12 protein-coding genes are annotated in these 13,918 nt (G+C 42.2%); 7 read left to right on the top strand and 5 right to left on the bottom strand.

From position 1 onward, the window contains the following. Positions 1 to 116: 116 nt before the first annotated feature. Positions 117 to 1,100 carry a pyruvate dehydrogenase complex E1 component subunit beta gene (locus AC1DYB_RS09140; protein WP_477434264.1) on the top strand — a complete coding sequence of 328 codons (984 nt, stop codon included), beginning with the start codon at positions 117 to 119 and terminating at the stop codon, positions 1,098 to 1,100. Between the two features lie 113 nt (positions 1,101 to 1,213). Further along, a complete protein-coding gene (locus AC1DYB_RS09135) occupies positions 1,214 to 1,432 on the top strand; it encodes a zinc ribbon domain-containing protein YjdM (RefSeq protein ID WP_295718256.1) in 219 nt (72 codons plus the stop codon). Between the two features lie 54 nt (positions 1,433 to 1,486). Here the strand turns inward: AC1DYB_RS09135 and AC1DYB_RS09130 are convergent, their stop codons facing one another. Continuing rightward, entirely contained in the window at positions 1,487 to 3,040 is a 1,554-nt protein-coding gene (locus AC1DYB_RS09130) for a tetratricopeptide repeat protein (protein ID WP_477434261.1), read from the bottom strand. 187 nt (positions 3,041 to 3,227) lie between these two features. On the opposite strand from AC1DYB_RS09130, the gene AC1DYB_RS09125 reads away from it, so the two are divergent. Continuing rightward, entirely contained in the window at positions 3,228 to 3,737 is a 510-nt protein-coding gene (locus AC1DYB_RS09125) for a hypothetical protein (RefSeq protein ID WP_477434259.1), read from the top strand. 220 nt (positions 3,738 to 3,957) lie between these two features. On the opposite strand, the gene AC1DYB_RS09120 is transcribed toward AC1DYB_RS09125, so the two are convergent. The 3 genes from AC1DYB_RS09120 to AC1DYB_RS09110 all read right to left on the bottom strand — a co-directional run bounded on the left by AC1DYB_RS09120 (position 3,958) and on the right by AC1DYB_RS09110 (position 6,927). Continuing rightward, on the bottom strand, positions 3,958 to 4,653 hold the full coding sequence (locus tag AC1DYB_RS09120) for a molybdopterin-dependent oxidoreductase (RefSeq protein WP_477434257.1): 696 nt from the start codon (positions 4,651 to 4,653) through the stop codon (positions 3,958 to 3,960). 215 nt (positions 4,654 to 4,868) lie between these two features. Beyond that, complete coding sequence (gene prfA / locus AC1DYB_RS09115) at positions 4,869 to 5,942, bottom strand: peptide chain release factor 1 (protein ID WP_295718247.1); 1,074 nt, start codon at positions 5,940 to 5,942, stop codon at positions 4,869 to 4,871. Positions 5,943 to 6,153: 211 nt separating this feature from the next. Then, the gene (locus AC1DYB_RS09110) at positions 6,154 to 6,927 is read right to left on the bottom strand and encodes a UDP-2,3-diacylglucosamine diphosphatase (RefSeq protein WP_477434855.1); all 774 of its coding nucleotides are present in this window, start codon (positions 6,925 to 6,927) and stop codon (positions 6,154 to 6,156) included. A gap of 147 nt (positions 6,928 to 7,074) precedes the next feature. Here AC1DYB_RS09110 and AC1DYB_RS09105 point away from each other — a divergent pair, with 147 nt between their 5' ends. Continuing rightward, positions 7,075 to 7,305 (top strand): hypothetical protein, encoded by a 231-nt coding sequence (locus tag AC1DYB_RS09105; RefSeq protein ID WP_295718241.1) that lies wholly within the window; start codon positions 7,075 to 7,077, stop codon positions 7,303 to 7,305. A gap of 121 nt (positions 7,306 to 7,426) precedes the next feature. Next, positions 7,427 to 7,771: a hypothetical protein gene (locus AC1DYB_RS09100; RefSeq protein WP_477434255.1), complete on the top strand. Its 345-nt coding sequence runs from the start codon at positions 7,427 to 7,429 to the stop codon at positions 7,769 to 7,771. A 54-nt stretch (positions 7,772 to 7,825) separates the two neighbouring features. Here the strand turns inward: AC1DYB_RS09100 and AC1DYB_RS09095 are convergent, their stop codons facing one another. Beyond that, complete coding sequence (locus AC1DYB_RS09095) at positions 7,826 to 8,581, bottom strand: hypothetical protein (protein WP_295718236.1); 756 nt, start codon at positions 8,579 to 8,581, stop codon at positions 7,826 to 7,828. A 317-nt stretch (positions 8,582 to 8,898) separates the two neighbouring features. Between AC1DYB_RS09095 and AC1DYB_RS09090 the strand changes: the two genes are divergently transcribed. Both AC1DYB_RS09090 and AC1DYB_RS09085 read left to right on the top strand, forming a co-directional pair. Beyond that, complete coding sequence (locus AC1DYB_RS09090; RefSeq protein ID WP_477434253.1) at positions 8,899 to 11,019, top strand: prolyl oligopeptidase family serine peptidase; 2,121 nt, start codon at positions 8,899 to 8,901, stop codon at positions 11,017 to 11,019. A gap of 444 nt (positions 11,020 to 11,463) precedes the next feature. Next, entirely contained in the window at positions 11,464 to 13,728 is a 2,265-nt protein-coding gene (locus AC1DYB_RS09085) for a Tex family protein (protein WP_477434251.1), read from the top strand. The last annotated feature ends 190 nt before the right edge of the window (positions 13,729 to 13,918 follow it).

Here is a 13,918-nt window from a genome sequence, read left to right as displayed (position 1 = left end):
GTAGCATATTTTGTAAAATATATGTGTTAAAAATGCAAAGTACATGACCTGCAATTGCATTTCACACATTAGTGATTATATTTGCGGTCGCAAAAAACATCATTTTATATAATATAATGAGAGAAATACAATTCAGAGAAGCGCTACGTGAGGCCATGGTCGAAGAAATGCGCAACGACGATAAAATATACCTGATGGGTGAAGAGGTTGCTGAATACAACGGAGCCTATAAAGTAAGCCAGGGTATGCTGGATGAATTTGGTGCTAAACGCGTTATTGATACGCCCATCTCTGAATTAGGCTTTGCCGGTATAGGCATTGGCTCGGCCATGAATGGATTACGCCCCATCATCGAGTTCATGACCTTTAACTTTTCGTTAGTGGCTATCGATCAGATCATCAACGGTGCAGCCAAGATCATGTCAATGAGTGGTGGCCAGTTTTCGGTGCCTATCGTTTTTCGCGGTCCAACCGGTAACGCGGGTATGCTTAGCTCACAGCACAGCCAGTGCTTTGAGAACTGGTATGCCAACTGCCCGGGTTTAAAAGTGGTAGTACCATCAAACCCATATGATGCAAAAGGTTTACTAAAATCAGCAATACTTGATCCGGATCCGGTTATTTTCATGGAATCTGAATTAATGTATGGCGATAAAGGCTTAGTGCCCGAAGAAACTTACTATATCGAGATTGGTAAAGCTAAAGTAGTATCTGAAGGTACTGATGTAACTTTGGTAGGTTTTGGTAAAATCATGAAAGTGGTTATTGCAGCAGCGGCCGAACTTGCTAAAGAAGGTATCAGTGCCGAAGTGATTGACCTGCGTACAGTACGCCCTATTGATTACGCTACTGTTATCAATTCGGTTAAAAAAACAAACCGTTTGGTTATAGTTGAAGAAAGCTGGCCTTTAGGTTCAATTGCTACCGAGGTTGCTTTTAAAGTACAAAAAGATGCGTTTGATTACCTTGATGCGCCTATTCTGCGTATTATGGGCGGCGATGTGCCTTTGCCTTATGCACCAACTTTAATACAGGAATACCTGCCAAACCCAGAAAGGGTTATTAAAGCGGTTAAAGAGGTAATGTACGTTACCAAATAATACACGATTACATGATTTTTAGGATGGACAGGATTTCCTGTCGCCTTTAGATTTTAAATATACAAAGAGCCCCGTATTCAACTACCGGGCTCTTTATTTTTATACAGTTAACAATGGAAACATCAAACGTAAAAGACAGCAACGGCAACATTCTTAAAGATGGCGATTCGGTAACACTGATTAAAAGCTTAAAAGTTAAAGGTGGCGGTACCACCCTTAAGCAAGGCACATTGGTAAAAAAGATCCGCCTTACCGATGATGACCAGGAAGTGGATTGTAAAATAGATGGAATGAGCATTGTGCTCAGGACTGAATTTTTGAAAAAGAGATAGTGGGTTATTCGGGTAAGGACTTGAGCCCTTACCCGGATTTAATCCTATTTCAAGCTATTTTGCTGTATTGTTATTCGCCATGGTAGCTATATAATCGGGCGTTTTGCGGATGTTATCAAAATCTTCGTCATTAGCCGCAAACTTTTTTGAATAGCCGGAATCAATAGCTTTTTTCAGATAAATATTAGCTTCCTCGGGTTTGTTCATGATTGAAAATACACAGGCAATATTATAATAATGGTTAAGCACATCATCAGGGTTTGGCGTGCTCAAAACCTGTTGTTGCAATAGTTTCATGGCCAAATCCTGGTGGCCTGTATAAAATTGTGAAAAAATATAGCTTACCGTTGCTTTTGAAGTATCCAACTCCATAACCTTATTAAAGTCGGCCATTGCCCTTTCGTTGTTAAACAATCTTTTTGCATATAGCTTGCCCCTTGTAAAATACGATGACTGGTCATTGGGATTCAAAATAATGGCAAGATTACATTCGTCCATGGATTTTTTATTTTCTTTGAGAATATAATAATTCGCGGCGTTATGGCAATGTAGTATAGCAAGCACCTCTTTGTCATTTTGGTAAAAATCAAGGGCTTTAGTGAAGTTTTCAATAGCGTGCATGCAGTCGCCTTGCTCACTATAAATGCCACCTCTGGTCCAATGCATATACCCTTTTTGTGGGTCTAAAGCTATTGCATTATTTATATCCTCAAGGGCTTTTTTATATTGGTGTATATCTGCTTCATTAATGGCTCGGTTATGATACAATCTTGCCAGGCCCTCTTTATTGTTATTAAAAAAAGGAATAGCTGTGGTATAATCATTAATGGCCAGTTGATAGTCGCCATTGTTTCGGTACGCTTGCCCGCGGTCTTTGTAAAAATTACCATTTACAGGGTTCATCCTTATCGCTGTATTCAAATCATTTATCCCTTCTTGGTATTGCTTTTGTTTAATTTTAACATTTGCCCTATTGGCATATAATAAGGCAATAAATTTTTGATTATCCTGGTTATTAAACATGGCTGTTGTATAGTCATCAGCAGCCAATTGGTAATCGCCGTTAAGTTCATATGCCAGGCCCCTATTCCAGTTTGCGTACTTGTTCCTTTTATTTAGATCGATAGATTGATTATAATTATAAATAGCTTCCTTATATTTTTTCAGGTTTCGCAGAGCGTTGCCAATATTATTATATAATGTTGATAGGTTGCTTTTATTACCAGCATTATAGGAAAGGGCCCTGGTAAAGTTGTCAATAGCCAATTGGTAATCGCCGATACTATCATATGCTCTTCCCAGGTTCCAATATGCATCGCCGTAATTAGGATCTACGCTTAATGCCGTTATTTCATCTTTTATAGCATCTTTATATAAATCAGTGTCTATTTCAGCAAGCGCCCGTTTATCAAGTAAAGAAACCAACAATGCTTTGTTTTTTTTGCTGTCGTTTATTGCCTTAGTGAAATTTTCAATAGCTCCTTTATAATCTTTATTCCCATAAAGGGAATCGGCAATTGTTTGGTAATCTTTTTTACTTTGGCAATAACCAGGAGTTGCAGAAATAACAAAAGCGAGTAGCAAAAAAAGAGGCAAGAATCTTTTCATATTGGCTCAATAAGTAATAAAGTAATGGCAATTGAATGTAAGTATTATAGTGTTCTTATCATATAAAATATCGACCTTTTTGATGAAAACTTTATAAATACCATGGCGGCTATTAAATTGGGCATATTTATGACCCGCTAATGAATGCCTTTTTATATAAAATCCCTATTTTAGGCACACAAACACCATGAGCATGCGAAATCTCTTTTCAAAAGGCATAAAGTCCTTTTCTTTGATCTTGTTAGTATCGGCCATTTGCGGCACTGCGTCAGCCCAAACTACACCTGCGGTAAAAACCGAAACTGTAGTTAAAACTCCCGCAGGGTTAATTACCCCAACTATACTGATTGAAAAGTTTTTTAAAAGCTATGATAAAGAGAGTACCACAAAAGCGATGATTGATATATTTAAAACCAATCCGCTTATTGATACAAATAGCCTGGTACGCCTAATTACTAAAATAGATACCACCCGCAGTATAATAGGCCCATATATGGGTAAAGATTTAATTGTGCAGCGTAAGGCATCAAATAGTTTAATACTTTACAGTTACCTTGTAAAGCACCAGACACAACCGCTAAGGTTTACTTTTATGTTTTATAAACCCAAAAATGAATGGGTAATTTACCGCCTTTATTTTGACGATTCGGTTAGCAGTGAGTTGGAACAATCTGCTAAAATATCAGCAAAACCGTAAGGGAGCTAAAGGCTTAAAACAGAAAGCTCTTTTCTGAGAGACTTCTAAACATAAACACCCTTCATTGCGAGGTACGAAGCAATCTCTACATAGGCAGATCGAACTAGCGTAGTCTCCTCTGTACTGCATAGAGATTGCTTCGTACCTCGCAATGACGCCGCGGATATGTATTTCATTAGATGTAAAAAAAAACCAAGGCTTTCTGCCTTAACCTTTCAGCTTAGTCGCTGTAACGGTCGTTACGCCAGGGGTAGGCGGTGTTTGAATAGCCGCGGTCTTCCCAAAAGCCTAATTTATTTTCGGTTAAAAACTCAATACGCTTTATCCATTTGGAGCCTTTCCAGGCATAAAGCTGTGGGGTGATCATGCGTACCGGGCCGCCGTGCTCTATTGGTAAGGGTTGGCCTTCAAAAGTATGCACCAATAATACGTCGGGCTTTAAAGCTTCTTCCAGCGATATATTGGTGGTGTAAGTATCATATCCATAACACATCACGTGGGTAGCATTTTCATGAGGATGTACCAGGGCGGCAAGATCAAGCAGGCTTACACCTTTCCAGGGCATATTAAGTTTTGACCATGTGGTAACACAATGAAAATCGGAGGTGTCTTTTGTTTGCGGCAGATCCATAAACTGTTTCCAGGAGAGTTTTACCGGGTTTTCAACAGCGCCATCAATAGTTAGTCGCCAGCGATCAATAGGTATATTGGGCTGATATCCCAGATCAAGCACCGGCCATTTTACAGTTATAGTTTGCCCTATTGGTACAGACGGCATACCATGCCGGTTTATTCCGCCCGATCCGCGTGGCGCATCATCCGCAACAGAAGGCGTAAGCTTCATCTTTTCCTCAAACCGGGCCTTCAACTTCATCCGGGCCTCAATAATACGATTCAGTTTTTCTTGCTCTTCCATAATATTAAAGTTACGAAAAAGCTTAAAGCACAAAGCGGAAGGCCGAAAGCTTTTTTTGGGAAAAAGAAAAGGCTTAAAGCATTATGCTAAAAGCCTTTAATATAAATAGGTGGAGCTTAAAGCACAAAGCGGAAGGCCGAAAGCTTTTTGAGGGGAAAAAGAGAAAGCTTTTGAATAAAAGGCTTTCGGCCTTTAGCTTTAAGCCTTCTGCTTTCTTAAGCTACAGTTCCTTCTTTAAGTTTTTCGGCATTTTCTGCAAACTGTAAAGCTTCCATTATCTCCTGTAAGTCGCCGTTTAGTACACCGGGCAGGTTGTATATGGTAAGGCCAATACGGTGCTCTGTTAAGCGGCCCTGTGGGTAGTTATAGGTACGCACCTTGGCCGATCTGTCACCGGTTGAAACCATGGTTTTACGCTTTTTAGAGGTTATTTCCAGGTGCTTTTGAAGCTCCATTTCATAAACCCTTGAGCGAAGTACCTGTAATGCTTTATCGTAATTTTTTAACTGCGATTTTTGATCCTGGCATTGTGCCACAATACCCGTAGGGATGTGGGTTAACCTTACGGCCGAATAAGTGGTATTCACCGACTGTCCGCCCGGGCCGGATGCGCAGAAAAGGTCCTTACGGATATCGCTCACCTGTAAATCAATATCAAATTCATCAACCTCTGGCAATACCACAACCGATGCAGCCGATGTATGCACACGGCCTTGTGTTTCAGTATCCGGTACCCGTTGCACGCGGTGTACGCCCGATTCATATTTTAATGTACCGTAAGCATCCTCGGCATTAACGTTGAATACAATTTCCTTGTAGCCACCACTGGTACCTTCGGTATAATCAACCAATTCGGTTTTCCAGCCGCGTTTTTCGCAATAGCGCATATACATGCGGTAAAGATCGCCGGCAAACAAAGCAGCTTCGTCGCCACCAGTTCCGCCACGGATCTCCACAAGAGCATTTTTAGAATCCTCGGGATCTTTAGGGATCAGCATCAAACGGATCTGCTCTTCTTTTTCTTCCTGTTGAGTTAACAGCTCGTCCAATTCAGATTTGGCCATATCGCGAAACTCTTCGTCCTTTTCAGTAGCCAAAATTTCCTTATTGCTGTCAATATTGCTCATGATGTTGCGGTAAATGTTATACTCGTCAACAATCTTGGCCAGGTCTTTATATTCTTTATTCAGCTGGGCATAGCGTTTCATGTCCTGCATTACTTCAGGATTGCTCAATTCGCCTTCAACGTTTTTCCAGCGTTGATATATCAGTTCTAATTTCTCTAACATAATCTGTTTTCAATAGCTAATTGAAGCAGCTATATGGATGATGGCCCGGCTAAGAAATGCGTTACGTTTCGGTCGGTTTACAGGCTTGCTTCAAAAAACGCACAAAAATACGCATTTTAGTGCATATATTTTTTCAGGCGATTGTAAGTTCTGCTGAAATAGTAAGCCCTTAGCAAATGCCCGGCTTTATATGGCCAATTGCTCCAAAAATCTACTGATTTTGGCCCTCAACCACAGGTTTTTCAAAATATTCCAGCTTTAGCTCATGCCCATCAAATACGGCATAGGTATAATAATTTACCCATTCGCCCAGGTTAATGTAGCGGCTATCGGCGTTAAGCTGTATATCAAGGGGTAAATGGCGGTGACCGAAAATGAGAAAATCGTAATAGTTGGTTTTTAGTTCTTCCCGGCAAAAGCTAACCAGCCATTCCTGTTCACCAGGTTTGGGTATTTCTTTTTTCAAATTGCTTAAGCGGCTATTGGTTGACCAGTAATTGGCAATGCCCACGCCCAAATTAGGATGCACCCTGGCAAACAACCATTGGCAAAACCCGCTGCGAAAAAAGTTTTTTAATAGTTTATAAAAATTGTCGCCCGGTCCAAGGCCATCGCCGTGATGAAGGAAAAGTTTTTTGCCATGCCGCTCAATTGTTAATTCATCGCTAATGATAGTTGCGCCAAGTTCATTTTTAAAATAATCAAACATCCACATATCGTGGTTGCCCTTAAATAAATAAAGCTTTACACCGGCATCGGTAAGCTCGGCCAGCTTGCCCAAAAAACGAATGTATCCTTTGGGTACTACCGCTTTATATTCATACCAGAAATCAAAAACATCGCCCATCAAAAAAAGTTCGGCGGCATCGGCTTTTATGCTGTCAAGCCAGCGTACTATCCTGTCTTCGCGTTCGCGGCTGGCAGCGTATCCACCGGTGCCTAAATGAAAATCAGAAGCAAAATAAAGTTTGTTACGGGTTGGCATACCTGGCAAAAATACATTTAAAGGCTGAAAGGAAAAAATGAGTATTTCCCCTGGAAACGCGCTGTTTTTGTGAAGAATATACATACATATATGCAAACAACAGGTTATCTTTAGGGTTATAAAAGATATATTAAAACAATAGAAATTATGCCACTTCCAGAAAATCCAAATCTTGACGATAACCAGGATGAAAAAGATACCGGTAATGATTATGAACAGAATGAAGGCCAGGACACCGGTAACCAACGCCTGGATAATGATGTAGCCGATACTGCCGGCATTGAAGCCGCTACCCGCGCCTCGGAGGCTGCCTTTACATTAAACCTCGATGATGACATCCCCCCGGTTCAGGACGATAAAAACGAGAAAAAAAAGTAAACATGAATATTTGCGGGTTTGCCGCAATTGAATTTAATAACACTAATTTTTAATGGATAAATTAAACATGTCCATTAAAAATTAGTGTTACTCGCAGTTTTTCGTGTAATTAATACTCCTTATGAAAAAACTCATACTGCTTTCTTTTTTTGTAGTTGCTGTTGCAGGCACAGCCCGTGCTCAAAATAAGTTTAACGCGGCTGATTTTAAAGCCAAGCTGGGTAAAACCGGTACCTTGTGCGATACTGTTTACTCCTTAAAAATAGTAAGCGATACACTTACCCTGCTTAATATGGGTGCCGCTTATCCCCGGCAAAAATATACTGTTGCAGTAAAAGGCAATAAAGTAACGCTCGATTTGGCAAATATTAAAGGTAAAGCCATGTGCGTTACCGGCGTTTTTGAGCTTTTTAAAGATCAACCCGAGGTAGTGGTCAGTCGGCCAGATCAATTTGAAATGCATTAAAACAAAAAAGGCAACCCGTTAGCAGGTTGCCTTTTCCATGTTTATATAGGTAGATTAAAATTCTTTGTACAAGCCAAATAATAATTGACCTTCTGTAATTGCCTGGTTAGCAACAGTACGGCCAACCACAAGCGTACGAGCGGTATAAGTAATTTTGGGCCCTGTTGAGTTAACGTAATTGCCTTTAAGAAATAAACCCCAACCTGCACCTGTATTTAAACGGATAGCAGCGCTGCCGCCATAGGCAAAAGCAAATTTATTGGAGCTTTGCTGAATAAACTCCCCGGTTTGCGCATCTACGCCTTGTATCTGCACGGCAACCTGTGGTGTTGCAAAGCTTTTTATCGCTCCGGCTGATGCCCTAAAATCAAAAGCGAATGAATGCCATACCAAAGTGTACTGTGGCCCTAATAAAATGTTAAGGCTTTTGTAGCGTTTGTTGGCTGTAACTACTGATCCATCGGCTTTGTAGTCATCAGTATAACCCTGTGAAAGTTTCAGGTCATCATCATAGGTTAAGTTACCTTGATCCTGGTAGCTTACGGTGTAACCTAAAGCGGCACGTTTGAAAAAATAATGTGCACCATCAATAGAATAAACGATGCCCTTTTTTGCAAAACCAGCTTTAGGGTTGCTGTAATCAGCTACTTTAAATGCGCCAAATGGTTTTGATATACCTGCACCTAAACTTATGTAGCTTTTTGATTTTTCGGGGGCCGCGTCATCATCCTCTTTAACATCCTGAGCTTTTGAGTTAAGCGCAATCAGCATACAAAAAGCTGCAGCAAAAAGTGTAAAAGTTTGTTTCATGTTGTAATAGTCCTAATAATAAATAAGGCTTGCTTTTACCCTTCTTATTTGGTTTAGCAAACGTGTAAAAAAAAGCATTATTATCATTAACCATACTGATCATCAAAAAATCAGTTGCCGGTAAATAATAAAATGTGCCCAAATGGCAAAAGCATCAGCAGATGCCTCATTTTAATTACGGCTGCTAATATAGCTTGCCCTGCTCAATTAAATGGCAGCAAAGGCCAAAATTAACAACTTTTAACCTTTATTAGCCCACTCCTTTGCGGGCATCTGGCTCAAATCCCTATCTTTAGTTCCCTGTAATTTAATTTGAGATGAAAAAAACAACCTGTTTATTTGCATTAGCTGTTTTAGTTTGCAGCCATACCTACGCGCAACAAATGAATAGTAAAGCACTCCAATACCCCCAAACAAAAAAGGTTGATACCATTGATACTTACTTTGGCACCCAGGTGCCCGATCCTTACCGCTGGCTGGAGAATGACCAGGCCACTGATACCAAGGCATGGGTTAAGGAAGAAAACAAAGTAACCCAAAGCTACCTTAAACAGATCCCTTATCGTGAAGAGATGCGCAAGCGACTGGAGCTTTTGTGGAATTATGAAAAATACAGCGCCCCGTTTAAAGAGGGCAAATACACTTATTTTTATAAAAACGACGGTCTGCAAAGCCAGGCAGTATTGTACCGCCAGGTAGGTGATAACGGAACACCCGAAATGTTTTTAGATCCTAACCATTTCTCGGCCGAGGGTACTACTTCATTGCAGGGGATAGATTTTACAAAAAACGGAGATCTGGCTGCATATCAGATCTCGGAGGGTGGATCAGACTGGCGCAAGGTGATCGTCATAAAAACAAGTGATAAAAGTGTTGTAGGCGATACGCTTATTGATGTAAAATTTAGCGGACTGGCCTGGAAGGGTATCGACGGATTTTACTACAGCAGTTATGATAAGCCAAAGGCTGGCAGCCAGCTTTCGGGATTAACGCAGTATCATAAACTATTTTACCATAAACTGGGCACTCCGCAGAGCACCGATAAGCTTATTTTTGGTGGCGATAAAACCCCGCGCCGTTATATTGGAGCTTACCTTACCGAGGATGAACGCTTTTTGGTGATCACCGCGGCCACATCAACCACAGGGAACGAACTCTATATCCAGGATTTGAGTAAACCGGGCAACCAGATTGTGAACGTGGTTGATAATTTTGATAACCAGCATTCTGTATTGGATAATGTGGGCAGCAAGCTTTACATCATCACCAATATATATTCGCCAAACTTTAAAATTGTTACGGTTGATGCTGAACACCCAAGCATTACCCATTGGAAAAACCTGATCCCCGAGACTAAAAATGTATTGAGCGCCAGCACAGCAGGCGGGAAAATTTTTGCAGAATACTTAAAAGATGCCACCTCGTTTGTACAGCAATTTGATATGAACGGAAAACTGGAGCGTACCATAACCCTGCCGTCGGTAGGTACTGCCACAGGTTTTGGCGCTAAAAAAGAAGAGAAGGAAACCTATTATACTTTTACCAGCTACGTATACCCATCAACTATTTTTAAGCTGGATATTGCGAGCGGGCAATCAACGGTATATAAAAAATCGGGCGTTAAGTTTGATCCCGAACTGTATGAATCCAAACAGGTGTTTTATACATCGAAGGATAAAACCAAGATCCCGATGATCATCACCTATAAAAAGGGCACTGTGCTTAACGGCGAAAATCCATTGATGCTTTATGCTTATGGTGGCTTTGGGGTGAGTTTAACCCCGGCATTCAGCACATCAAACATTATCCTGCTGGAGCATGGCGGTATTTACGCTGTGCCCAATTTGCGCGGCGGCGGTGAGTATGGCGAAACATGGCACCGTAAGGGCATTAAAATGAAAAAACAAAACGTGTTTGATGATTTTATTGCCGCTGCAGAATATCTTATCAAAAACAAATACACCTCAAAAGAGCATCTGGCAGTTTCGGGAGGATCAAACGGCGGCTTATTGATTGGCGCTATGCTTACCCAGCGCCCCGACCTTTTTAAGGTGGCCTTCCCGGCAGTAGGTGTTATGGATATGCTGCGCTATAACAAGTTTACCGCAGGTGCCGGATGGAGCTATGATTATGGCACAGCCGAGGATTCAAAAGAAATGTTTGAATACCTGTATAAATATTCGCCATACCACGCGCTAAAACCACTGGAATACCCGGCAACAATGGTTACCACTGCCGATCATGACGACCGTGTGGTGCCTGCACACTCCTTTAAATTTGGCTCGCGCCTGCAGGAATATCAAAAAGGTACAGAGCCTGTATTAATCCGAATTGAAACAAACGCAGGGCACGGTGCAGGCCAGTCAACCGCGCAGGTAATAAGCGGTCAGGTTGATAAATGGGCCTTTATGTTTTGGAATATGGGCATGAAGTGGTAGTAGGGTTAAAAAGGTGATAGAATTCCGATTCTGTATGTCCGCAAGTTGGTTAGCATGACTTTGATTTGGCTAAAGCCCCTTGCTTCTTTGTTTATCCGTCCCATAAATGGGACGGCAATGAATTAAAGCGTTATTTGCCTTCAATTCATTGCTGTTAGTTTCAACCAACGGATAGAAAGTATATACAAGGATGGCTTTAGCCTAAATATATAGAATGACGGATGGAGGTTGTGATAGCGAAGAACACACCCCTGCTGTCACACTATCCAACGCGATTTATGTTATTATGGGCTACCAATCTGCACGAGCCTAAGCTGATCGCATCCCTACCTTTTCCCTTTCGCTTTTATCCTTTCACATCCTATTTCCCTTCCTCAATTGTTAACAATCTTTTTTTGAATTGTAAAGGTATTCTTCTCAACTTCGCAGTCCGAAATTTGATGTATGATATCTCATTCTAAAAAAATAGCTGCAGAGCTTTCTATTTCAGAAAAACAAGTAAGCGCAACATTAGCATTGCTTGATGAAGGCGCAACCGTTCCGTTTATTTCCCGTTACCGTAAAGAGGTTACCGGTACGCTTGATGAAGTACAGGTTGCGGAGATCCGCGACCGTGCACAACAACTGCGCGATCTGGACAAACGCCGCGAGGCCATCCTGAAATCGCTTACCGATATGGGCAAACTAACGCCCGAGCTGGAAAAACAGATCAACGAAGCCGAAACTATGGTTACGCTGGAGGATATTTACCTGCCTTATCGTCCTAAGCGGAAAACTCGCGCTACCGCCGCCCGCGAGAAAGGCCTGCAACCATTGGCCGACCTGCTGCTGGAGCAACGGAAAGCCGACCTGCAAACCGAAGCCGCAACTTTTATTGATGCCGAAAAAGGGGTTAATAGTATTGAAGAAGCATTGGCAGGGGCAAGGGACATTATTGCCGAAACCGTAAGTGAAAATGCCGAAGTGCGTACCCGCATCCGTGAACTGTTTGTTGAGAAGGGAACTTTTCAGTCAAAAGTTATTGACGGCAAGGAACAGGAGGGCATTAAATATAAAGACTATTTTGATTGGACCGAGCCTGTAAAATCGGCCCCATCGCACCGCATCCTGGCTATGCGCCGTGGTGAAAAGGAGGAAATTCTTTGGCTGGATATAAAACCTGCCGAAGAGGAGGCCATTGCAGCATTGGAGGACAGCTTTGTTAAAGCCAACAATCCATCGGCCGACCAGGTAAAACAGGCCATTGCCGATGGCTATAAACGCCTGTTGAAGCCATCTATGGAAACAGAGGTGCGCCTGCTTACCAAAAAGAAAGCAGATGAAGAAGCCATCCGTGTGTTTGCCGAAAACGCCCGCCAGCTTTTGTTGGGTGCACCGCTTGGTCAAAAACGGGTAATGGCTATTGACCCCGGCTTCCGTACCGGCTGCAAGCTGGTTTGTTTGGATGAACAGGGTAAGTTGTTGGAGAATACAGCCATCTATCCACATACCGGCGCAGGACAGGCAAGGGAAGCCGAAAAAACAGTACAACATCTTTTTCAAAAATATAACATCGAAGCTATTGCTATTGGTAATGGTACCGCCGGTCGCGAAACAGAATTGTTTGTGCGCAACCTTAACCTGCCGGGTGTAGCTATTGTAATGGTGAACGAAAGCGGGGCATCTATCTATTCTGCATCTGATGTGGCAAGGGAGGAGTTTCCGGATAAGGATATTACGGTGAGAGGTGCGGTTTCTATCGGCAGAAGGCTGATGGATCCATTGGCCGAACTGGTGAAGATTGATCCAAAATCAATTGGAGTGGGCCAGTACCAGCATGATGTGGATCAAAACAAACTGCAAACTTCGCTGGATGATACCGTAATGAGCTGCGTAAATGCGGTTGGTGTTGAGCTGAATACGGCATCTAGGCAAATCCTGGCCTATGTATCGGGGCTTGGGCCGCAACTGGCGCAAAATATTGTGGAGTACCGCGATCAGAACGGGGCATTTAAACAAAGATCTCAACTTAAAAAAGTTCCCCGCCTTGGCGAAAAAGCTTTTGAGCAGGCAGCAGGTTTTCTGCGCATTCATCATGCAGAAAATCCGCTTGATTCAAGCGCGGTACACCCTGAGCGGTATAGTTTGTTGGAGCAGATAGCGAAAGATATGAAATGCACGGTGAAGGACCTGATGGGTGATGCAACCTTACGCAGAAGTATCCCCTTGCAAAAATACACCTCTGAAACGGTGGGTTTACCTACCCTGAACGATATCATGGCCGAGCTTGCCAAACCGGGCCGCGACCCTCGTGAGCAGTTTGAGGCATTTAGTTTTACTGATGGGGTAAATGCCATTGGCGATTTAAAGGTAGGCATGAAGCTGCCGGGCATAGTAACCAATATTACCAATTTTGGTGCTTTTGTTGATATCGGCGTACACCAGGATGGGCTGGTACATTTAAGCCAGATCACCAATCGTTTTATCAAAGATCCTAACGAGGTGCTTAAGGTTCATCAAAAGGTGGAGGTTACGGTTACCGAGGTTGATGTAAACCGCAAGCGGATCGCGCTATCCATGAAAGAAAATGATAAAAGCAATCCATCCGAAAGAAGAAATGAAGATAGAAGGCCAGCGGGGAATAAACCACAATTCAATAAAAGACCCGAGCCTGCACCAGAAACGGATATTGCCATAAAATTGGCGGCTTTGAAGAATAAATTTAAATAGGGGGAGGGCTACTCTACAAGCTCCCTCATGTCATACGAGCGCAGCGTGGCAATCGGGAACTTTGCAGGATGGACTTGCATGGTTCGCGATTGCTTCGTCGTTCCTCCTCGCAATGACATTTTTTGTAAAAAAAGCTTTTTGTCATCCTGAACGATAGTGAAGGATCTACTCTCCACTATGCTTTTCCGCC

Source organism: Mucilaginibacter sp. P2_A4 (assembly GCF_056405015.1).
Note: the sequence above shows the minus strand (reverse complement) of the source record. Positions and strands in the feature narration are given on the sequence as shown.

Coding starts and splice junctions, on each gene's coding strand:
- AC1DYB_RS09140 (WP_477434264.1), top strand. CDS start 117: ATGAGAGAAATACAATTCAGAGAAGCGCTACGTGAGGCCATGGTCGAA.
- AC1DYB_RS09135 (WP_295718256.1), top strand. CDS start 1,214: ATGGAAACATCAAACGTAAAAGACAGCAACGGCAACATTCTTAAAGAT.
- AC1DYB_RS09130 (WP_477434261.1), bottom strand. CDS start 3,040: ATGAAAAGATTCTTGCCTCTTTTTTTGCTACTCGCTTTTGTTATTTCT.
- AC1DYB_RS09125 (WP_477434259.1), top strand. CDS start 3,228: ATGAGCATGCGAAATCTCTTTTCAAAAGGCATAAAGTCCTTTTCTTTG.
- AC1DYB_RS09120 (WP_477434257.1), bottom strand. CDS start 4,653: ATGGAAGAGCAAGAAAAACTGAATCGTATTATTGAGGCCCGGATGAAG.
- prfA (WP_295718247.1), bottom strand. CDS start 5,942: ATGTTAGAGAAATTAGAACTGATATATCAACGCTGGAAAAACGTTGAA.
- AC1DYB_RS09110 (WP_477434855.1), bottom strand. CDS start 6,927: ATGCCAACCCGTAACAAACTTTATTTTGCTTCTGATTTTCATTTAGGC.
- AC1DYB_RS09105 (WP_295718241.1), top strand. CDS start 7,075: ATGCCACTTCCAGAAAATCCAAATCTTGACGATAACCAGGATGAAAAA.
- AC1DYB_RS09100 (WP_477434255.1), top strand. CDS start 7,427: ATGAAAAAACTCATACTGCTTTCTTTTTTTGTAGTTGCTGTTGCAGGC.
- AC1DYB_RS09095 (WP_295718236.1), bottom strand. CDS start 8,581: ATGAAACAAACTTTTACACTTTTTGCTGCAGCTTTTTGTATGCTGATT.
- AC1DYB_RS09090 (WP_477434253.1), top strand. CDS start 8,899: ATGAAAAAAACAACCTGTTTATTTGCATTAGCTGTTTTAGTTTGCAGC.
- AC1DYB_RS09085 (WP_477434251.1), top strand. CDS start 11,464: ATGATATCTCATTCTAAAAAAATAGCTGCAGAGCTTTCTATTTCAGAA.